The sequence below is a fragment of the Pseudomonas entomophila genome (genome assembly GCF_023277925.1).
In the GTDB taxonomy this organism is placed as follows: Bacteria; Pseudomonadota; Gammaproteobacteria; order Pseudomonadales; family Pseudomonadaceae; genus Aquipseudomonas; species Aquipseudomonas entomophila_D.
The window spans coordinates 3,772,898-3,794,249 of record NZ_CP063832.1 but is presented as its reverse complement, the minus strand read 5'-3'; the positions used below and the strand labels follow the sequence as shown (position 1 = coordinate 3,794,249).

At 63.2% G+C, this 21,352-nt stretch carries 17 protein-coding genes; 12 read left to right on the top strand and 5 right to left on the bottom strand.

Annotation, left to right across the window (positions count from 1 at the left end; all coding sequences use genetic code 11):
- Window positions 1-85: 85 nt before the first annotated feature.
- The gene (cytX, locus tag IM733_RS16800; RefSeq protein WP_248917674.1) at window positions 86-1,369 is read left to right on the top strand and encodes a putative hydroxymethylpyrimidine transporter CytX; all 1,284 of its coding nucleotides are present in this window, start codon (window positions 86-88) and stop codon (window positions 1,367-1,369) included.
- Here the strand turns inward: cytX and IM733_RS16795 are convergent.
- On the bottom strand, window positions 1,338-2,084 hold the full coding sequence (locus IM733_RS16795) for an RsiV family protein (protein WP_248917673.1): 747 nt from the start codon (window positions 2,082-2,084) through the stop codon (window positions 1,338-1,340). The two genes, cytX and IM733_RS16795, sit on opposite strands and share 32 nt — an antisense overlap.
- A 185-nt stretch (window positions 2,085-2,269) precedes the next feature.
- Between IM733_RS16795 and IM733_RS16790 the strand changes: the two genes are divergently transcribed.
- The 10 genes from IM733_RS16790 to IM733_RS16745 all read left to right on the top strand — a co-directional run bounded on the left by IM733_RS16790 (window position 2,270) and on the right by IM733_RS16745 (window position 15,001).
- On the top strand, window positions 2,270-2,890 hold the full coding sequence (locus IM733_RS16790; RefSeq protein WP_248917672.1) for an NUDIX domain-containing protein: 621 nt from the start codon (window positions 2,270-2,272) through the stop codon (window positions 2,888-2,890).
- Entirely contained in the window at window positions 2,881-3,333 is a 453-nt protein-coding gene (locus IM733_RS16785) for a DUF1249 domain-containing protein (protein WP_011535973.1), read from the top strand. Before IM733_RS16790 ends, IM733_RS16785 begins: the two co-directional genes overlap by 10 nt.
- 85 nt (window positions 3,334-3,418) lie before the next feature.
- Window positions 3,419-4,222, top strand: a complete 804-nt coding sequence (gene cpdA, locus IM733_RS16780; RefSeq protein WP_248917671.1) for a 3',5'-cyclic-AMP phosphodiesterase — start codon at window positions 3,419-3,421, stop codon at window positions 4,220-4,222.
- Between the two features lie 222 nt (window positions 4,223-4,444).
- Complete coding sequence (locus tag IM733_RS16775) at window positions 4,445-5,053, top strand: YqiA/YcfP family alpha/beta fold hydrolase (RefSeq protein ID WP_248917670.1); 609 nt, start codon at window positions 4,445-4,447, stop codon at window positions 5,051-5,053.
- Window positions 5,054-5,086: 33 nt separating this feature from the next.
- Complete coding sequence (gene parE / locus IM733_RS16770; protein ID WP_248917669.1) at window positions 5,087-6,991, top strand: DNA topoisomerase IV subunit B; 1,905 nt, start codon at window positions 5,087-5,089, stop codon at window positions 6,989-6,991.
- The gene (locus IM733_RS16765; protein ID WP_248917668.1) at window positions 6,988-7,974 is read left to right on the top strand and encodes an esterase-like activity of phytase family protein; all 987 of its coding nucleotides are present in this window, start codon (window positions 6,988-6,990) and stop codon (window positions 7,972-7,974) included. Before parE ends, IM733_RS16765 begins: the two co-directional genes overlap by 4 nt.
- On the top strand, window positions 7,971-8,489 hold the full coding sequence (locus IM733_RS16760; protein ID WP_248917667.1) for a retropepsin-like aspartic protease family protein: 519 nt from the start codon (window positions 7,971-7,973) through the stop codon (window positions 8,487-8,489). Before IM733_RS16765 ends, IM733_RS16760 begins: the two co-directional genes overlap by 4 nt.
- A 10-nt stretch (window positions 8,490-8,499) precedes the next feature.
- The gene (gene parC, locus IM733_RS16755; protein WP_248917666.1) at window positions 8,500-10,755 is read left to right on the top strand and encodes a DNA topoisomerase IV subunit A; all 2,256 of its coding nucleotides are present in this window, start codon (window positions 8,500-8,502) and stop codon (window positions 10,753-10,755) included.
- Window positions 10,756-10,930: 175 nt separating this feature from the next.
- On the top strand, window positions 10,931-11,641 hold the full coding sequence (locus IM733_RS16750; protein WP_248917665.1) for a PqiC family protein: 711 nt from the start codon (window positions 10,931-10,933) through the stop codon (window positions 11,639-11,641).
- A gap of 177 nt (window positions 11,642-11,818) precedes the next feature.
- Entirely contained in the window at window positions 11,819-15,001 is a 3,183-nt protein-coding gene (locus IM733_RS16745) for a dermonecrotic toxin domain-containing protein (RefSeq protein WP_248917664.1), read from the top strand.
- Window positions 15,002-15,057: 56 nt separating this feature from the next.
- On the opposite strand, the gene IM733_RS16740 is transcribed toward IM733_RS16745, so the two are convergent.
- The gene (locus IM733_RS16740; RefSeq protein ID WP_248917663.1) at window positions 15,058-16,503 is read right to left on the bottom strand and encodes a histidine kinase; all 1,446 of its coding nucleotides are present in this window, start codon (window positions 16,501-16,503) and stop codon (window positions 15,058-15,060) included.
- Between the two features lie 136 nt (window positions 16,504-16,639).
- On the opposite strand from IM733_RS16740, the gene serB reads away from it, so the two are divergent.
- Window positions 16,640-17,854, top strand: coding sequence for a phosphoserine phosphatase SerB (gene serB / locus IM733_RS16735; RefSeq protein WP_248917662.1), 1,215 nt, complete (start codon window positions 16,640-16,642; stop codon window positions 17,852-17,854).
- A 133-nt stretch (window positions 17,855-17,987) separates the two neighbouring features.
- Here serB and asd read toward each other — a convergent pair whose 3' ends face one another.
- Genes asd through IM733_RS16720 form a run of 3 tightly spaced genes read right to left on the bottom strand, consistent with a single transcriptional unit; the run spans window position 17,988 to window position 21,251 of the window.
- Window positions 17,988-18,851, bottom strand: coding sequence for an archaetidylserine decarboxylase (gene asd / locus IM733_RS16730; protein WP_248917661.1), 864 nt, complete (start codon window positions 18,849-18,851; stop codon window positions 17,988-17,990).
- Between the two features lie 9 nt (window positions 18,852-18,860).
- The gene (locus IM733_RS16725; protein WP_248917660.1) at window positions 18,861-19,670 is read right to left on the bottom strand and encodes a rhodanese-like domain-containing protein; all 810 of its coding nucleotides are present in this window, start codon (window positions 19,668-19,670) and stop codon (window positions 18,861-18,863) included.
- A 45-nt stretch (window positions 19,671-19,715) separates the two neighbouring features.
- Window positions 19,716-21,251, bottom strand: a complete 1,536-nt coding sequence (locus IM733_RS16720) for an HDOD domain-containing protein (RefSeq protein ID WP_248917659.1) — start codon at window positions 21,249-21,251, stop codon at window positions 19,716-19,718.
- Window positions 21,252-21,352: the final 101 nt, after the last annotated feature.

Sequence of the window (21,352 nt, the reverse complement as noted above, 5' to 3'; positions counted from 1 at the left end):
GGCGATGTTGGATTCAACGACGCCATCGCGGGGCAAGCCCGCTCCCACGTTTCAGCGCTCTTCTTCAGGTAACCGGTAAACAACAATGACAACCTTCAGCCACTTCTCCCCTGACCACCCGGTCCCCTCCCATCACCGCCAGTTCGGCGCCCGCGACCTGTTCTCGCTGTGGTTCTCCCTCGGCATCGGCCTGATGGTCCTGCAGGTCGGCGGCCTGCTGGCGCCGGGCCTGGGCCTGGCCGGCTCGGTCATGGCGATCACGCTTGGCACGGCGGTGGGTGTGCTATTGCTTGCGGCGGCCGGTGTGATCGGTAGTGACACCGGTCTCTCGGCGATGGGCAGCCTGCGTTTGACCCTGGGTCGCCACGGCGCGCGCCTGCCGGCCTTGCTCAACCTGCTGCAACTGATCGGCTGGGGTTCGTTCGAGATCATCGTCATGCGCGACGCCGCCAGCCTGCTGGGCACACGCGCATTCGGAGAAAGCAGCAGCTGGAGCAGCCCATTGTTGTGGACGCTGTGCTTTGGCGCCCTGGCCACCTTGCTGGCGGTCAGCGGGCCACTGGCGTTCGTACGCAAGGTGCTGCGCAAATGGGGTATCTGGCTGCTGCTGGGCGCCTGCCTGTGGCTGACTTGGAACCTGTTCGCCAAGGCCGACCTGGCCGAGCTGTGGCGCCGCCCGGGAGAGGGTTCGCTGTCCCTGGCCGTGGGCTTCGACATCGTCATCGCCATGCCGCTGTCGTGGTTGCCACTGATCGCCGACTATTCACGCTTCGGCCAGCGCGCCAGCCGGGTGTTCGGCGGCACGGCGCTGGGCTTTTTCATTGGTAATGCCTGGCTGATGAGCCTGGGCGTGGCCTACACCCTGGCGTTCGCGCCGAGCGGTGAGGTGAATGCGCTGTTGCTGGCGCTGGCAGGCGCCGGGCTGGGCATTCCGCTGCTGCTGATCCTGCTGGACGAATCGGAGAACGCCTTCGCCGACATTCATTCCGCGGCGGTTTCCACCGGGCTGTTGATCAAGCTCAAGGTCGAGCACCTGGCCCTGGCCATCGGCGTGCTGTGCACCCTGATCGCCCTGCTGGCGCCTCTGGCCCAGTACCAGAACTTCCTGCTGCTGATCGGCTCTGTGTTCGCGCCATTGTTCGGTGTGGTGCTGGTGGACCACTTCGTGGTCCGTCGCCGCCGCCTGCCAGCAGTGGTGGAGGGGTTGCACTGGCAGGTGCTGCTGGCCTGGGCGGTGGGGGTGGTGGCCTATCACCTGATGGCGAACGCGGCGCCGGAGCTGGGGGCGACCCTGCCGGCACTGCTGCTGGCAGGGGGGCTGCATTTGCTGCTATCGCTCAGCCGCGGCCGGGAAACAGCTCGGGCTTGATCACGCCGTTGAGGCGCGGGTAGGGGATCTTCAGCTCGACGTGGCCCATGGAGTACGGGGCGATGGCGTAGACCTCGTACTTGATCACCACCGCGCCGTAAGTCAGGGCGATGTGCGGCGACTGCTTGAACGGCCAGGTCTTGACGAACTCCGGGTCCTTGTCCATGCCGGTGCTGATCAGCCAGGCGCGGTGGGACTCCTCGGCGGTCTTCCAGAACGTCGCTTCCTGGCCGGGCACCAGCATGTCCTGCAGCGTCAGCACCTTGTCCAGCTTGCGCGAGTAGTTGATGAAGCCGCGCCCGGGCATGCCGTGGGCGCCGCCGCTGTCGAGGTAGCTGGACAGCTCGATGATCACCAGGCCGTCATGCTGTTCGCGTACCTTGGCTTGCAGGTAGCTGCTGTTGCGCTTGTCGGCCTTGGCCAGGTACTGCTGTTCATACATTTGCAGCGAGGTCGGCGGGGTGCCGCGCTGGTTGTCCTCGGTCAGTTGCAGCAGGCGCTTTTCGACGATGGCGTCGAGCTTGGGCAGGGCTGGGAAGTGCACCACGTCGATGTTGACCAGTGGGCAGTCGCTTTCGCTGCAGCCGGGCTTGAGGTGCTCCCAGGCTTCGCGCTTGACCTCGAGCGGGGCCCGGTAGTTGGGCGTGAACAGGCTCTGGCAGGCGCCGAGCGCCAGGGCCAGGGCGGCCACGCAAGTCAGTTTGACTAGCCTCATGTTGATCCTTGCACAACGGTGATGATCGGCCTTGGACCGCCTGCGCGGCCTTCAGTTCGCCACTAAGCTAACAGAGAGTGGCGCGCCTGTCCTGGCCGCTCGAACGGTCGACGGAAAGGGATGAAACCGGGCGGTTCGCAGAGTAGGATTGCGCGATGCGGTAATCGAGGTAATGAGGAGTTTGCATGACGGACACGTTGAATTCGGTGCCCCAGACGGTCGAGATCACCCGGCGTGAGCAGTTGTTCAAGGGTTTCTACAAGCTGGACAAGCTGCACCTGCGCCACGAATTGTTCGCCGGTGGCATGAGCCGTGAGTTCACCCGCGAGTTGTTCGTGCGGCATGACGCCGTCTGCGTGTTGCCCTACGACCCGCAGCGCGACGAAGTGGTGTTGATCGAGCAGTTCCGCGTGGGTGCCCTGGACAAGGTCGACAACCCTTGGCTCATCGAAATGGTGGCTGGGCTGATCGACAAGGAGGGGGAAGACCCTGAAGAAGTTGCCCGTCGCGAAGGTAAAGAAGAAGCAGGCCTGACGTTCAAGGCGCTCTGGCCTATCACCAAGTACTTCCCATCACCTGGCGGCAGCGACGAATTTGTCCATCTCTACCTGGGGCGTTGCGAGAGCGAAGGTGCGGGCGGCCTGCATGGTCTCGAAGAAGAGAGCGAAGATATCCGGGTGCGCGTCTGGGCATTCGAGGATGCGTTGCAAGCCGTGCGCGATGGCAAGATTCACAACGCCGCCACGATCATCGCCCTGCAATGGCTGGCCCTGAACCGTGACGAAGTTCGAGGTATGTGGAAGTGAACCTGCTGCGCGAGCGCTATCGGGTCGACCTGGTCGGGCTGCAGACTGCCTGCGAGGCCAACTATGCCCGCCTGATGCGCCTGCTGCCGGACATGCGCACCACGCAAAGTTCGCGGCGCATCGGCATGACTCAGGGTGACCAGATGCTCGGTGTGCTGGTGCTCGACGTGGTGCTGGCCTGCCCCTACACCACCACGCTGCGGGTGCGCCAGGAACACAGCCTGCCGTGGCTGCCCGTGCCGGCCCTGGAAGTGCAGGTCTATCACGACGCGCGTATGGCGGAAGTGGTCAGCGCCGAGCACACCCGCCGCCTGCGTAGCATCTACCCGTACCCCAACACGGCGATGCATCAACCGGACGAAAAAGCCCAACTCAACCTGTTCCTCGGTGAGTGGCTGAGCCACTGCCTGGCTTGCGGCCATGAACTGGAAGCGGTGCGCTGAAATGTGATGCAGGTCGGTTTCGAGAGTTTGCTCGAAGCCGATCCCCCGCCATAATCCGTGCTGAATCCGCTCGAGGAGACGGCCGTTGCCGCAACCACTTTCGCCTCCGTCACCCGTTCACGTGGTGCAACTGACCGACGCTCACCTGTTCGCCGACCCGGCAGGCAGCCTGCTGGGCCTCATTACTCGCGACAGCCTTGAGCATGTGGTCGGCCAGGTCCTGCGCGAGCAGCCGCGCATTGACTTACTGCTATGCACGGGCGACCTGTCCCAGGATGCCAGCGAGGCCTCCTACGACGCTTTCCGCCAATTGACGGGAGTGTTCGGCGCACCTTCGCGCTGGCTGCCAGGCAACCATGACGAAGCTCAGGTGATGCAGACCGTGGCGCCAGAGCTGGTGCAGGCCGTGACCGACATTGGCCAATGGCGCATCGTCATGCTCGATTCGGCGGTTGTAGGTGCCACGTTTGGGTTGTTGGCGGACGATCAGCTGGCCGTGCTGGACCAGGCGCTGGCCGATGTCGGTGAGCGCCATTGCCTGGTGTGCTGCCATCACCAGCCGGTGGATATCGGTTGCGCCTGGATCGCGCCGATTGGTTTGCGCAATGCCGATGAACTGTTGCTGCGTCTCAAGCGTTATCCACAGGTGAAAGCCTTGCTCTGGGGGCATATTCATCAGGAATGGGATGAGCTGCGTGATGGTGTCCGTTACCTCGCCACACCGTCGACCTGCATCCAGTTCGCGCCCCGCAGCGAGGCATTCAAGGTGAGCGAGGAGCAGCCGGGGTATCGCTGGCTGCGGTTGCATGACGACGGACGGTTGGAAACCGGGGTGGAACGGGCGCTCGATTTCGAGGTGAAGCTGGACTTCGACAGCCCAGGGTATTGAGAGGCTGCTTGCAAGCTCACAGGCGACACAATTTCTGTGGGAGCGGGTTTACCCGCGAAGACGGCACTGCGGTGCTTGGCACCGGCTCCGCCGGTGTTCGCGGGTAAACACGCTCCTACAGAAGCGCGATGCACCGTTTGCAGTCTTTTTCGCGAAAATCCCCCCGCTGCGCCAATGCCCTTCGAACGCGCTACACTGCGCATCTTTGCGTCCGGGGGCAGCATGTCGGGTTCCATCCTCTATATCCATGGCTTCAACAGCTCGCCGCTGTCGAAGAAGGCCCGTCAGCTCGAGGCGGTGATGCAGCAGCTCGGCCTGGCCGACCAACTGCGCGTACCGGCCCTGCACCACCATCCGCGCCAGGCTATCGCCCAACTGGAGGCAGCCATTGGTGAGCTGGGGGCGCCGCTGCTGGTCGGTAGCTCCCTCGGCGGCTACTATGCCACCCATCTGGCCGAGCGCCACGGGCTCAAGGCCTTGCTGGTCAACCCGGCGGTCGCGCCGCATCGGCTGTTCGACGGCTACCTGGGCCCCCAGCGCAACCTCTATACCGACGAGGCCTGGGAGCTGACCCACGATCATGTGGAAGCGCTAGCGGAACTGGAAGTGCCGCCCCCGCAAGACGCCAGCCGCTATCAAGTGTGGTTGCAGACCGCCGATGAAACACTGGACTATCGCCAGGCCGAGCGCTATTACCGCGCCTGCGCCCTGCGCATCCAGGCCGGCGGCGACCACAGTTACCAGGGCTTCGCCAGAGAGCTTCCGGCCTTGCTGGCCTTCGCCGGTATTGCCCGTGGGCAGTATGCGGCGCTGGATTTTTCTGTATTTTGACTTTTGTATTCACCTGACTGACGACGAGACCCCATGGCCAATCCCAGCGCTAGCGCCTATAACGCAGACGCCATCGAAGTCCTCTCGGGCCTTGACCCGGTTCGCAAGCGGCCGGGGATGTACACCGACACCAGCCGGCCCAATCACCTGGCCCAGGAAGTCATCGACAACAGTGTCGACGAAGCCCTGGCCGGTCACGCCCGCTCGGTGCAGGTCATCCTCCACGCCGACCACTCGCTGGAAGTCAGCGATGACGGCCGCGGCATGCCGGTCGACATCCACCCCGAGGAGGGCGTTTGCGGTGTGGAACTGATCCTCACCAAGCTGCACGCCGGCGGCAAGTTCTCCAACAAGAACTACCAGTTCTCTGGCGGTCTGCACGGTGTCGGCATCTCGGTGGTCAACGCCTTGTCGAGCCAGGTCCGCGTGCGGGTCAAACGCGACGGTAACGAGTACCAGATGACCTTCGCCGACGGCTTCAAGGCCAGCGAGCTGGAGGTGGTCGGCACCGTTGGCAAGCGCAACACCGGTACCAGCGTGTACTTCACCCCCGATCCGAAGTACTTCGACTCGCCGAAGTTCTCCATCAGCCGCCTCAAGCATGTGCTCAAGGCCAAGGCTGTGTTGTGCCCGGGGCTGTCCATCAGCTTCGAGGACAAGGGGACTGGCGAGAAGGTCGAGTGGCACTACGAGGATGGCCTGCGTTCGTATCTCGTCGACTCGGTCAGCGAGTTCCTGCGCCTGCCCGACGAGCCATTCTGCGGCAGCCTGGCCGGTAACAAGGAGGCCGTCGACTGGGCCCTGCTGTGGCTGCCCGAAGGTGGCGACAGCATCCAGGAAAGCTACGTCAACCTGATCCCCACCGCGCAAGGCGGCACCCACGTCAATGGCTTGCGCCAGGGCCTGCTGGACGCCATGCGCGAGTTCTGCGAGTTCCGCAACCTGTTGCCGCGCGGGGTCAAGCTAGCGCCCGAGGACGTCTGGGAACGCGTCAGCTTCGTGCTGTCGATGAAGATGCAGGAGCCGCAGTTCTCCGGGCAGACCAAGGAGCGCTTGTCGTCCCGCGAGGCGGCGGCGTTCGTCTCCGGCGTGGTCAAGGACGCCTTCAGCCTTTGGCTCAACGCCCACCCCGAGCTGGGCATGCAACTGGCGGAGCTGGCCATCAGCAACGCCGGCCGTCGCCTGAAAGCGAGCAAGAAAGTCGAGCGCAAGCGCATCACCCAGGGCCCGGCGCTGCCCGGCAAGCTGGCAGACTGCGCAGGGCAGGACCCGATGCGTGCCGAGCTGTTCCTGGTTGAGGGTGATTCTGCGGGTGGCTCCGCGAAACAGGCGCGGGACAAGGAATTCCAGGCAATCCTGCCGCTGCGCGGCAAGATCCTCAACACCTGGGAAGTCGACGGTGGCGAAGTCCTGGCCAGCCAGGAAGTGCACAATATCGCCGTGGCCATCGGCGTCGACCCGGGTGCCAGCGACCTCTCGCAACTGCGCTACGGCAAGGTCTGCATCCTCGCCGACGCCGACTCCGACGGCCTGCACATCGCCACGTTGCTGTGCGCGCTGTTCGTCCAGCATTTCCGCCCGCTGGTAGAGGCCGGCCACGTCTATGTGGCCATGCCGCCGCTGTTCCGCATCGACTTGGGCAAGGAGATCTACTACGCCCTGGACGAAGCCGAGCGCGACGGCATCCTCGATCGCCTGGTCGCCGAGAAGAAGCGCGGCAAACCCCAGGTCACCCGATTCAAGGGCCTGGGTGAGATGAACCCGCCGCAGCTGCGCGAGACCACCATGGACCCGAACACCCGTCGCCTGGTCCAGCTCACGCTGGACGACGTGCAGGCTACCTGCGAGCTGATGGACAAGCTGCTGGCCAAGAAGCGCGCCGGTGACCGCAAGAGCTGGCTGGAGACCAAGGGCAACCTGGCCGAGGTCATGGTTTGATTCGTCTGCTCCTGGCAACCTGCCTGGCGTTGTTCGCCTTGCAGGCCCAGGCGGGCAACTGGCCGGAGCTCAAGCTCACCAGTGAGCACGCCGTCGATGGCATGCGTGGCGGCAACCTCTCGGGCCTGGCCTTGTGCCGGGGCGCGTTGTGGGCGGTTTCCGACCGGGATGATGACCGCATCTATCGGCTGGATCAGGACAACGCGACCTGGAGTGCCCAGCCGCTGGTGTTTACCCCTCCGGACGTGCCGGACACCGGCCTGCCATGGGGGCTGAAGTCGCGCAACTGGGCGGCGTCGTATATCCGTGGTGGCTCTCTGGACCTTGAGGGCATTACCTGTGACCAGGCCGGCAACCTCTATGTGGTCAGCGAGGCCCATGCCGCCGTGCTGCAATTGCCGGTCGACGGCGAGCCGAACTGGCTTAGGATCGACCAGGCCATGGTCCGCCAGGCACGGGGCAGCGGCATGCTGCTGCACTTCAATGCACTGTTCGAAGGGCTGACGATCAATCCGGCGGGTGACCGTCTGTGGTTGGCCGCCGAGCGTGAGCGGCGAGGCCTGCTCGCCGTGCAGCGCCAGCAGTCGGTGTGGACCTGCGGGCGCAGTTGCGTGCTGCTCAGTGAAGCCGGTGTCGAGATGCAGCCGCCGCAGTTCCCGGAAGCCCGCCCTGTATCGAGGGATTTCGCCGACCTGGCCTGGTTCGAGGGCAAGCTGTATACCCTCGAACGCAACGCCTACCGAATTTGCCGTCGCGATACCGAAAGCGGCGAGGTAGAGCGCTGCTGGTCGTTCGCCGCCGATGCCCTGGTCGAGTCGCGGCGCTACACGCAGCCCTACGGCCTGGCCGAGGCGCTGGTGATCGACAAGCGCGGCGCCTGGATCGGTATCGACAACAATGATCGCCCCCGCGTGGATGGCGAAGCGCGGCCGATCGTCTGGCGCTTCGACGCGCCGGCCGGCGGCTGGAGCGCCAACCCATGAGCCAGCCACCGGGCAAGCGCGCGGGCAGGGTACTGATGATCGTCGCCTGGGCGGCGGCGATGTTCCTTGCCACGCGTTTTTTCGGCCAATGGGAGGAGCGCCAGCAGAACCCCAACGCCGTGGTGCAAAGCGAGCAGGGCGATGGTTTCATCGAGGTGCGCCTGCTGAGCAACGGCCAGGGCCATTTCGTCGCCGACGGCGCGATCAACGGCCGGGTGGTGCATTTCATGCTCGATACGGGCGCCACCGACGTGGCGATCCCCGAGGCCCTGGCCCGTGACTTGGACCTGGCCCGTGGCGTGCCGGTGCAGTTGAGCACCGCCAACGGCCGCACCGAAGGCTACCGCACCCGGCTCGACAGCCTACAGCTGGGAGACATCCACCTGCGCGACGTGCGCGCGCTGGTGGTTCCCGGCCTGGATGGCCAAGCGGTGCTGTTGGGCATGAGCGCCTTGAAACAACTTGAATTCACCCAGCGCGGCGGCACCATGCTGCTGCGCCAGAACCTGAAATGACGAGGCTCGCATGAGCGACTTACTGGACAGTCTCGAAGGCGTCGAACGCCGTTCCTTGGCGGACTTCACCGAACAGGCTTACCTCAACTACTCCATGTACGTGATCATGGACCGCGCCCTGCCGCATATCGGCGACGGCCTCAAGCCGGTCCAGCGCCGCATCGTCTATGCCATGAGCGAGTTGGGCCTCGACGCCGACTCCAAACACAAGAAGTCGGCGCGTACCGTCGGCGACGTGCTCGGCAAATTCCACCCCCATGGCGATTCGGCCTGCTACGAGGCCATGGTGCTGATGGCCCAGCCGTTCAGCTACCGCTACACCCTGGTCGACGGCCAGGGCAACTGGGGTGCGCCGGACGATCCCAAGTCGTTCGCCGCCATGCGTTACACCGAGGCGCGCCTGTCGCGCTATTCCGAAGTGCTGCTCAGCGAGTTGGGCCAGGGCACGGTCGACTGGGTACCCAACTTCGACGGCACCCTGCAGGAGCCAGCGGTACTGCCAGCGCGGCTGCCGAACATCCTGCTCAACGGCACCACCGGTATTGCCGTGGGCATGGCCACCGACGTACCGCCGCACAACCTGCGCGAAGTGGCCAGCGCCTGCGTGCGCCTGCTCGACGAGCCCAAGGCCACCATCGAGCAGCTGTGCGAGCACATCCAGGGGCCGGACTACCCGACCGAGGCTGAGATCGTCACCCCGCGCGCCGACATCCTCAAGCTCTACGAGACCGGCAAAGGCTCGATCCGCATGCGCGCCGTTTACCGCGTCGAGGACGGAGACATCATCGTCACCGCGCTGCCGCACCAGGTTTCCGGGGCCAAGGTGCTTGAGCAGATCGCTGCGCAGATGCAGGCCAAGAAGCTGCCGATGGTCGCCGACCTGCGCGACGAGTCGGATCACGAGAACCCTTGCCGCATCGTGATCATCCCGCGCTCCAACCGCGTGGATGCCGCCGAACTGATGCAGCACCTGTTCGCCACCACCGACCTGGAGAGCACCTACCGGGTCAACGTCAACATCATCGGCCTTGATGGCCGTCCGCAGTTGAAGAACCTGCGCGCGCTGCTGCTGGAGTGGCTGGAGTACCGGATCGGTACTGTCCGCCGCCGCCTGCAGCACCGCCTGGACAAGGTTGAGAAACGCCTGCACCTGTTGGACGGTTTGCTCACCGCGTTCCTCAACCTGGATGAAGTGATCCACATCATCCGCACCGAGGAGCACCCCAAGCAGGCGCTGATCGCCCGCTTCGACCTCACCGAGATCCAGGCCGACTACATCCTCGAAACTCGCCTGCGCCAATTGGCTCGCCTGGAAGAGATGAAGATCCGTGGTGAACAGGACGAGCTGCTCAAGGAGCAGAAGCGCCTGACCACCCTGCTGGGCAGCGATACCAAGCTGCGCAAGCTGGTCCGCAGCGAACTGCTCGAAGACGCCGAGACCTATGGCGATGACCGTCGCTCGCCGATCGTCGAGCGTGCCGAGGCCAAAGCCCTGTCGGAAAACGAGCTGATGCCCACCGAGCCGGTTACCGTGGTGCTCTCGGAGAAAGGCTGGGTGCGTTGCGCCAAGGGCCACGACATTGACGCCACCGGGCTTTCGTACAAGGCGGGCGACGGCTTCAAGGCCGCTGCCGCTGGCCGTTCGAACCAATTCGCCGTACTCATCGACTCCACTGGCCGAAGCTACTCGCTGGCAGCCCACAGCCTGCCGTCGGCCCGTGGCCAGGGCGAGCCGCTGACCGGTCGCCTGACCCCGCCGCCGGGCGCCACCTTCGAGTGCGTGCTGTTGCCTGAGGACGAGGCCCTGTACGTGGTGGCCTCCGACGCCGGTTACGGCTTCGTGGTCAAGGGCGAGGACCTGCAGGCCAAGAACAAGGCGGGCAAAGGCCTGCTCAGCCTGCCCAACGGCGCCAAGGTCATGACCCCGCGCCCGGTGGCCAGCCGCGAACAGGACTGGCTGGCAGCCGTCACCACCGAAGGCCGCCTGCTGGTATTCAAGGTCGCCGACCTGCCGCAACTGGGCAAGGGCAAGGGCAACAAGATCATCGGCGTGCCGGGTGATCGGGTGGCCAGCCGCGAAGAGTTCGTCACTGACCTGGCAGTGATCAGCGAGGGATCGACCCTTGTATTGCAAGCTGGCAAGCGTACCCTTTCTCTGAAGCCGGATGATCTCGAGCACTACAAGGGTGAGCGTGGCCGCCGTGGTAGCAAATTGCCGCGTGGTTTCCAGCGCGTGGATAGCTTGATGGTGGAGACACCCGCCTGAGTGCATGGGCTGTCTGCTGCGGCGCTTTCGGCGCCGCTTCAGGCGGAAATGCTGGAGTCTGGCGGCCATTTCGCGGATGATAGTGCGCTTGTGGCGCCGGCGTGGCCGAGTGCCCGTATGAATCTACATGAGTATCACTGCGGTCCGTCTGGTGACGACCGCCTGGATGGGATGAATGAAATTTCTGCGCCTTCCATTTGCGCTGCTGATGACTGGCCTGCTGGGCCTGAGCGGGTGCAGCATGCACCAGCCGGTCGCCCTGTACCAGCTCGACAGCGGTGATCCCGCCCAGCCCTCCCAGGCGGCGGGCATGGCGGTGGTGCTTGGCCCTGTTTCGGTGGCCGACTACCTGCAACGCGAGACCTTCCTGCAACGCCAGACCGATGGCAGCCTGACCGCGGCAACCGATGGCCGTTGGGCGGGCAGCCTTTCGTCGGATATCGATCAACTGCTGGTTCGCCAACTGGCCTGGCGCCTGGATAGCCAGCGTGTGGTGCTGGCCCCGGCGAGCACCGGGTTCACGCCGGACGTGCAGGTGCTGCTTTCGATTACCCGCCTGGACTCAGGCAAGAACCAGCCAGCCATTCTCGATGCCCAGTGGCGCTTGCTGGATCGTCGTGGCCAGGTGCGTGACAACCGTATCGTGCACCTTGAGCAACCGCATGCCGGCAGCGAGTCAGCTCAGGTACAGGCCCAGGGGCAACTGTTGCAGAAGCTGGCCGAACAACTAAGCACGGCGGTCAAGCCACTGGCTAACCAGCCGGCCGTCGCTGAAGAGGCCCCACGCAAGCAAGCCGCGCCGGTACAGGTGAAGAAAGAGCCGGAAAAGCCGAAGATCCCCATGGCCTCGCCGATTCGCACGGACATGGAAGTATTCCGGTTCTGATGTGAACGCTAGAAAAAACCCGCAATGATGCGGGTTTTTTTGTATCCGATGTCGACGACGCTGTGCGACTCGGGCCGGTGAAACTATTGAATCCAGAGGTGTTATCTATGTAGCGCATGAGGTTTCATACTCAACATTACCTTGAATCCTCTCACCTAAGGTTCAAGGAACCCACGTATGATCTATCGCCCACCCCATCCCGAGTATCCTGCTCCAGGCGAGCCCTTCAGTCCCGAACCGGCAACCTATCCCGGCAGCACTTTCGAAAACGGCCAGTACCATTTTGCGTCAATCATCCCAGCAGCGTCGGAGGATGATGAAGATATCCTGCTGTCGATCAAGCAAGGCTTCGATCGTGAACACGTCACCGTTCAAACCCCTCACGACTTCGCTCAGGTGGCTCTGCGTGAATACTTGGCCCAACGAGGCCTGGAAGAAGACCCTGACAACCTGGTTCTGACCACCCTGTATGTTGAGCTAGCCCGGGTGAAAGAGGGACCTTGGCGTGCTCAAGTGGCTCATGAAATGACCTTGACGCAGGCAATGATTGCCAACTGGCAGCAACAGGGGAATGGCCGCTGGTTTGACCATCTGGGGCATCCGATGGCTTGGCGCAAAGAAGGATATGAGGTGAACCAGATGGTTCCGCTTTCTTCTGCGTCGTTGTCCTCCAGCGAAGCTTATGATGGCATCTATCGGCGCACTTACCCTCAAACCTATGGGGCGGCAACACAGGTTGATCTGGATCCCGCCGCTTTTCGCTCATTCATCTGGAACGCAAAGTTGCAGGGCCATTACCTGGAGTATCTGCGCCACTTCTGGAGCAACCATGGCCATGCCTATCACTTGATGATCAAAGGTAACCTTGTACGGGCAGCCCTGCTGCAGCGTGACGAGGGCTCGTTAGCTACAGAACATGCGGCGTTGGTGCTGAAAAGCTTGATGCTCAGCCCCAATACCAGTTGGGACAGAACATCGTTTCGCTACTTTGCCGACAATCCCGTCTCGCATACCCGTACCCTGTCGACGCTGAGGATCTATGGGTATGAGTCGAGTGACATCATCGTCATTGGCGAACAGGGGCGGGAGCACAAGGTGCTATACATCCCCGGAAACGCTTCGCCACTGCATGGGTTCGCCAACGCCGATGAACTGCGCGACTGGATTGCGCACCAATGCCGCGATCCTCGCAAACGGGCAGCTATTGCCAGCCACTTCCGTAGCAAAGACAGGGAGGATGGTATCTTCTTCAGCGGTGTCAATACCGCGCTGGCCGGGCTTGGGGCTCATCCCAATCGACTGAATGACGCCACAGGGCATTGGTATCCGCACGAAATCATCACATTCGGCGATGCCCTGTATCCCTATCCCATGAGCGACTTCCGTGACCGCATCCGGGAACGGCTGTTCAGTGATGCTGATTATGATATCGGCACGCAGGGGAAGTATTACAGCAAGCTAACAGCCTACGGTGTGGAGCTGGCAGCCAACATTGTTGGAGGGCTTGCTGTGGCAATTCCGGCATTGGCGCCGGTGGCCGTAGCTTTGGGCGTTGGGCTGCTGGCAGTGGGTGCCGGTGAAATGGTCGCCGCGCATGGCCGCGATGAAGAGATCGAGGGCGCGCAACGGCTCGTATTCGGGTTGCTCAATGCCTTGCCGCTGGCAGGGGATATATCGCAACTCACGGCGACCAGAGCGTTTCTTACCGAGTCGGAGCGTATCGCTGCCCAGGCTGCGCAAGAGCAACGTGCCGCACAAATGGCGCTGGACAAGCAACATTGGGGCGGGCGGGTGCCTGAAACGACTGAGGAGTTCAAAGCGATACGCCCGGTGCACGATGCCTTGCAGGGCGATTTAGGCGATCGATTGAAGACCTTGGCGGTCACCCGGCCGCTGCGCGTCACGGGCGGGGGTAAAGGTACGTTCCTGGACGGAGGCAAAATTTACGTCAGGATCCGGCCCGAAGTTTACCGGGTGCAATGGCTGGAGCATGAGCAGCAGTTCCGTATTCGCTCGGAAGGCGAGCCGCTGGTATGGGGGCCGTTTCTGCACTGTCTGGACGACGGTTATTGGGACATTGACTTGCGCTATGGCCTGCGGGGCGGTGCGCCGTCAGTGAAAGTGCTGGAGCATTTACCGTCGCCAGTGGAGGTGATACGCGGCATTGAAACCCAGCCAATGATCCCCAAGGTAGAGGTGAGTATTGCCGTGGATGACCTGGTCTGGAATGACGCGGGGCACTATGAAGCAGACATTCTGTACACTCACGACGGCGAAGAGAAACTAGACGTCAAGCAGACAATTCGCCAGCCGGTCTGGTACGACGCCGACGCCGCGGCGTGGCGGCAGGACCAAAACTACATATGGCGGGAGGCATACGGAAAAGATCGCGTTCGTTGGCGAATTGGTGATGCCAGAAGCCTGGAGCGCGTGCGGCACAGGCTGCCGTTTGAGAAGTCAATTACCGAATATCGTTTTCCGCACTTGCCGCAATTACCCCTGGTCACCACGCCGATCCCGAACGAAATACATATGATCTGGGTGGGTGAGGGTGAATTGAACGTCATGATAAAGCGCAACATCGTCAATAACTTGCGGGTCAAAGGTTATAGATTCGTCCTGCACCTGGATAACGACGAGGTCGCGCTGGCAGCCAATCAAAAATGGTGTCGTGAAGTAGGTGTTGAAGCTCGTAATCTGCGCGAGCAGCCGTTTTTCCAGGATTTTACGGGCGGTCCTGATGGAAAGGCTTATAACTATTTCCGTTTTCCACAAAACGCATCACGCAATTATGCAGCTGCTTGTGACTATCTGCGCCTTCGCCTGATCGATGAGCTGGGCGGCTTCTACTTGGATGTTGACGACAGATTGCTCGTAAGCGAGGCCCCGTCACTATCCGCCGCCGCTGATGATGTGTTGATCGGAGGGCAATACAAGATGCCTTGGAATCAAAAGCAGTTGATCAACACCTCGCACTTCGCCAGCCATCGAGACAATCCGGTACTCAAACGTTTGCTGCGAGAGGCCAATGAGCGATTCGAGGCGCTGCCGGAGGCGTTCAAGAACACCCCTCGACCGATAGCCAGGAACTTCGAAAACAAGCTGGAGGCGCAGCAGAAGATGAACGAGTACATGCAAGCTATCTCAAGCTTGGCTGGGCCGGACGCGTTCAATGAGGGATTGAAAAGAATGCGACCGGACTACTATGGCTTGATCGCCACCAGTCCTAGTTATGCCTGGGTGCACTCTGAGGTCTTCGATGAGTTTTATACAAACGCAGTGGCGCACTGGTTTCCATTGCGCATGAATGGTATCGCAGGCATTCAATCGGGTAGTGCTCACACCTGGATGCACACCTGAGGTCAAGCCCGCAGGCTAACGCCTGCGGGCTTGATGTATCTGTATCAACCTCGGGGTCAGGCCCGGCGTTCGTGCATGCGAGCGAGCTGACGTTCCAGCATTGAAGGATAAGGCTCCATCAACCGCTCCACGCAGCAGGCGCCCTCTGGGCTGGCGATCGGCCGAATGCGCGCGCGCTGGCGGATCAATGTGTCGTCGCTGATACGGCGCTCGACCAGCAGCAGGTTGCGGCTGTGCTGCGACAGGGCCAGGGCGTCCTGGGCCTGCTCGGTCATCAGCAGGTCGACCTGATCCATCCCCTGCAAATCGTCGGCCAGTACCAGGCCCAGTTGCAGTTGCAAGGTGATGCCACTGTCGGCCACTTCGATCTGCAGGGCGTGGCCCAGGGCGCGCAGCAGCTCGCCGCAGCAGATGGCATTGGTCAGGTAGTCCTCACCGCTGTCGCGGCTGTGGAAAAGCAACAGGGTGCTGCCGTCGTTCAAGGTGTGGACTTCCCCTTCGTACAACGAGGCGGCCTGGTCCAGGCAGTCGCGGTAACGCTCGAGCAGTTCGGTCAGGCGCGAGCGTGGCAGGCGGCGCAGTTGCTCCTGGGAGCCCAATTGAACGGCCAGCACGGCGCTGTATTGCGGCTCGTCGGACTTGACGACAACGGGCTTGGCCGGGGCGCTGTCTTCATCCATCAGGCCGGCAAAAGCGTCGTCGTCGTGATCGGGAACGTGCGCCACGGCTTTCGCACGTGGGGCGGCCTTGGGGGCGGGCACTTCTTCGAAGTCGTCTTCCTCGTCTTCAACCTCAGGTTCCGGCGGCGGTGGCGGGGCGAGGCGAGCGTGCAACTGGCGGGCCAGGTCGCCGATCTCGTCGTGGCGGTCGGTGCCCGGCGTGTAGGGGTGTGGGTCACGCAGCCAGACGCGCAACTGCAACAGCGGGGTGGAAATGAAACGCCCCAGGCGCAGGCTGAGGGTGAGTGCCAGCGCCAACAGAATGGCGGCGAGGATACCCATGCTCTGCAGGCTGATCAGCATGGGTTGCTGGAACTGGTTCATGTCCAGGCTGATGCGTAGCTGGCCGGCGGTCACGTCCTGGAAGGTGATCTTGGTCTGGTACAGGCCTTCGGCCTCGCCCAGCAAGCTGTTCTTCGGGCGCTGACCGGCCTCGGCGAGGATGCGGTTGTCCACGCTGTAGATGGCCGCATGTGCCACCAGCGGATTCTTCACCAGGTTGCCCAGCAGCACGTTGAGGCTGAGGATGTCGTTGGACACCAGCAGCTCGGTCGCCGATGTGGCGGTCTGGGTGGTCAGGCTCTGGCCCACGGCGTCGGCCTGCTCATGCATGGCCTGCTTGAACTGCAGGCCCATGACGCAGGCATAGATCACCAGGGCCAGGGCCACCAGGAAAATGTTATGGCTGGCAATGCGCAGGGCCAGGGGAATTCGGCGCTGGCTCAGGGCTCGGTAGATCATCAGGAAGAAGTTGTCGGGTTTGACGGGCGTGGGCCGGTTCACAGAGCGCGGCTCTTCGTGGCGGGATAGGTGCTGCGCAGTATAGCGATACGTGTTTTGTCGGCAAAGTATCGTTAGCGCCCGATGGTCATGGAAAATCGGTAGAATGCGCATTTTTCATCGAAGTCGGAGCCCGGTCTTGCGCGAAATCGTCCTGATCAACATCACTGGTGAAGACCGTCCGGGTCTTACCGCGGCCATCACCGGCGTCCTGCTCCAGGGCGGTGTGAACATTCTCGACATCGGTCTGGCGGTGATGCACGGCACCCTGTCGTTCGGCATCCTGGTCGACATCCCCGACAACGAAGTGGCCACCGCGCTGCTGCAGAGCGTGCAGTCCAAGGCCCATGAGCTGAACCTGCAGGCCCGTTACACACCGATCTCCGAGGCCGACTACCAGCATTGGGCCGACAGCCAGGGCGAGGCGCGCCATATCGTCACCCTGCTCAGCCGCCGTGTCACCGCGCAGCAGTTGCAGCGGGTCAGCGCGATCATCAGCCAGTATGGCCTGACCATCGAGCGCATCGAGCGCCTGTCCGCCCGCGTGGCACTGGGTGCACCGACCGAGAAGGGCAAGTCCGCGCTGGAGATTTCCGTGCGTGGCGAGGCCAGCGATGCCCAGGCCCTGCGCGCCGATTTCTTTGCCCTGTCCGAGGAACTGAACATCGACATCGCCTTCCAGCGCGATGATCTGTTCCGTCGCAACCGTCGCCTGGCGGTGTTCGACATGGACTCCACGCTGATCGAGGCCGAAGTGATCGACGAGCTGGCCAAGGCTGCGGGCGTCGGTGAGCAGGTGGCGGCGATTACCGAGCGTGCCATGCGTGGCGAGCTGGATTTCCGTGCCAGCTTCAAGGAGCGCATGGCGCTGCTCAAGGGGCTGGACGTAGGCGCGCTCGACCAGATCGGGGCTTCCCTGCGCCTGACCGAAGGTGCCGAGCACCTGTTCGCCGAGCTCAAGCGCCTGGGCTACAAGACCGCGATCCTCTCGGGCGGTTTCACCTACTTCGCCAAGCAGGTGCAGGCGCGTCTGGGCATCGACTATGTGTTCGCCAATGAACTGGAAGTGGTCGATGGCAAGGTGACCGGCGTGGCCGTCGAGCCGATCGTCGACGCCCAGCGCAAGGCCGACCTGCTGCAGCAACTGGCCAGTGAGGAGGGCCTGCAGCTCGAGCAGACCATCGCTGTCGGCGATGGTGCCAATGACCTGCCGATGCTCTCCCAGGCCGGCTTGGGCGTGGCCTTCCGCGCCAAGCCGCTGGTACGCCAGTCGGCCAAGCAGGCGATCTCCACCCTGGGCCTGGACGGCGTGCTGTACCTTCTAGGCGTGCGTGATCGCGAAGCGCGCGGTTGAAGACTGCATCGCCTGGTTCGCCGGCAAGCCGGCTCCTACGGGTTTCGTAATACTCCCGTAGGAGCCGGCTTGCCGGCGAACAGTACAAGTGAAAAGGCCCTGCATGTGCAGGGCCTTTTGCATGGTGCTAGGTTCAGGCCTGGGCAGGCACTGCCAGCAGCTCACCCATGCGTACCGGGGAACCAGCACCGAGGCTCTCGGCCCACTTCACCTGCTCGGGCCCGAACAGCACGATGGCGGTGGAACCCAGCTTGAAACGACCCAGTTCGGCGCCTTTTTCCAGATGGATCGGTGCACGGCTGGCTTCGTCGTAGCGGAAGGTCTTCAGTTCACGCTTCGGTGGGGTGACCAAGCCAGCCCAGACCGTTTCAATCGAGGCGACGATCATCGCGCCCACCAATACCACGGCCATCGGGCCGCGTTCGGTGTCAAACAGGCAGACCACGCGTTCGTTGCGGGCGAACAGCTCCGGTACGTTTTCGGCGGTGGTCTGGTTGACCGAGAAAAGTCGGCCAGGCACGTAGACCATCTCGCGCAGGGTACCGGCCAGCGGCATGTGCACGCGGTGGTAGTCCTTGGGCGACAGGTAGATGGTGGCGAACTCGCCGCCCATGAACGGCGCGGCCAGGGCCGGATCGCCACCCAGCAGTTCCAGGGCGCTGAAACCATGGCCCTTGGCCTGGAAAATACGGCCGTGCTCGATGGGGCCGAGCTGGCTGACGGCGCCATCGGCCGGGCAGAGGATTGCGCCAGGGGTTTCGTCCAGCGGGCGGGCACCCGGCTTGAGGGCGCGGGTGAAGAAGGCGTTGAAGTGCTCGTAGGCGCTGAGGTCTTCGACCAGCGCCTCGGACATGTTCACCTGGTAGCGCTTGGCGAACCAGGCGGTGAAAGCATTCTTGAACCAGCGCGCGCGGCACTCGGCGACACAGCCGGCCAGGCGCGACAGCAGGTGATGCGGCAGCAGGTACTGGCTGATGATGAACAAACGGGATTTCATTGAGCGTCCTTAAACTTCTACGGGCGTGTCAGGGTGGTTGCCCCATTCGCCCCAGGAACCGGCATAACCCTTGACCCGTGGATAGCCGAGGTGCTTTGCCACAAGGTAGGTGAAGCCGGAGCGGTGGTGAGTCTGGCAATGGGTGATCACTTCCTTGTCCGGGGTGATGCCCAACTGCTCGAGTACTTGCTTGATGTCCTTGCGGATACGCAGATGGTCGTTGAGGTCCATGCCGGCGGTCCACTCGAAGTTGATCGCGCCAGGAATGTGTCCGCCTCTGGCCGCCAGGACTTTCTCGCCACGGTACTCCCCAGGTGCACGGGCATCCCAGATCGCCAGGTCGGTGGCCCCCAGGCGGCTCTGCAGATATTCACGGGTGGCGGTGGGTTCGGCATGCTGCCGTAGGCTCACCGGGCCGCCGGCGATTTCAGGTGCCTCGGTGGAGAGCTTGTCTGCCGGCCAGGCCTGGATACCACCGTTGAGATAGTGGTAGCCCTTGTGACCGATCACGTCGAGCAGCCAGATGAAGCGCCCGGCCCAGCCGCCACCCTCGTCGTCGTAGACCACGTAGACCGCATCGTCGCGGTGGCCGAGCTCACCGAACAGCTTTTCCAGGTCGGTATGGGCCGGCAGCAGGCCGGGAGCCGGCGGCTGGCCCAGTTGGGTACGTTTCGGGTCGACGAAGCGGGCCCCGGGGATATGCCCACTGCCATAGCGGTTGACGCTGGTCAGGTCGACCAGGATCAGCTGTGGCGAAGCCAGGCGCGGTAGCAGGTCCGCAGGCTCGATCACCAGGGGCAAGCCGGAAAAATCAGTCATCCACGATCTCCAGGGTGGAAAGAGGGCGATTGTAGCGCAAGGCAGCTATGAATGGCGGGCGCCAAAGGTGGCCAGGGCACGTTCCACGCACTGTGCGGTCTTGCCGAAAGCCTGTACGCCGACATCGGCCAAGGGCTTGCCACCTTGGTCGGCGACCATCAGCATCAAGGGTTGGCCATTGACTGCCAGCGAGCGCAGCAGCAGGTGCTCGCCCTTGAAGAAGGCGCGCAGTGGCGCGGGCATCAGTGCTGCGAACTGCGCGTGGTTCTCGGGGGTCAGGCGCAGTTGCGTGGCTTGGCTCAGCAGGCGCTGCAGCAATTTGCTCCCGGCCAATGGAAGGACCTGCCCGGCAGCCTCCTTGGGCAGACCAGCCAACTGCTGTACGCGCAGGCACTCATTGGGCTTGTCCAGCACCAGCAGCATCACGCGCTGCATGCCGCAGGCCAGCAGGGCTTCGCAGGCCTGGGTGGCGAGGTGCACGGCGTTGCTGAACGGGCTCGGCTGGGCCAGCAGTTCGGCGCACAGCTTGCGCCAGCGTTCGAGATCCTGATGCGCGGGCGGCGGCGGGGTGAGCATGTCCGGGTGCGGGCGGCGCTGGTGCCAGGGCCATATCAGCGCCTCGGCCGGATGGAACAGGGCATGCTGCGCGTGATGACGGGCACTGGCCGCAGCCTGCTGGTGGACCTGCTGCTGGACGTCGTCCAGCGTGGTTTGCAGATAGAGCGCAGTGAGCAACTGCCAGCGCAGCAGGTGGGGGTTGTCCCAGCCAACCTGGGCGGCCAGGGCCAGGCCGTTGGCCAGCAGCACGGTATTGGGGGGCTGGTTGAACCAGCGGCGCAAGGCCGGCTCCTCGTCCAGGCGTTGCTGCTGGACCAGTGGATCCTGCTCGCGGGCGATGCTCAGCACCTGCGCCAGTTGTTCGCGTTCGTCCATCAGCAGGCGGTACCCCTGGGTCACCCACTCGGGCAACCGCCAGTGCTGGGCCATGGCCTGGCACAGTTGCATGATGCGCACGCCGAACAATTCCTGCTCGACCTCGCCGGCGTTCTCCCCCTTGTGGATAACTCGCAGCTCCCAGGTATCGAGCAGATTGGGGTAGGCCAGGGCCAACGGCCAAAGCGGCGAGAGGAACAGCAGGCTGCCCCAGTGGATTTCCTGCCACAGGCGTGCAAGGCGGCTGGCGAACAGGCCATTGGCCTGCTGGGTGGCGTGCTGGCTGATCAGCAGGAACTGGCGCAGCACCGGTGGGATTTCGTCATCCGGCACGGCGGGCAGGCGGGCCAGCAACTGGCTGGTGCGCGCCAGGCCCAGGCGGTTGAGGGCGATTTCCAGGCTTTCGGCGGGTTCCGCCTGGCTGGCATTGGCCGGGTGATTGGCTTCGCGCATCACGCAGAGCACCAGCGCGGGGCTGTCCTGCATCAGTTCGGCGATGTCGCGCAGGGAGCGGCGGTTGTCGTTGATGGCCTGGAGCACACGGTCGTGGCTGTCTTTCGGAATCGGTACGCGAATCCCGTCGAGCAGCTTTACCCAGGCCTCTAGACTCGACGGGGCCCGACTTGGCACCTTGGTTTCAATTGGCATATTGACATCAGTCCGAACTGGCTTTTCGCATTGAGTGGCTATAGTCTGGCGCAGTTCTGCCGATAAGTAGAAGAAGAGTTTTCAAGCTCCCGCCCCTTACC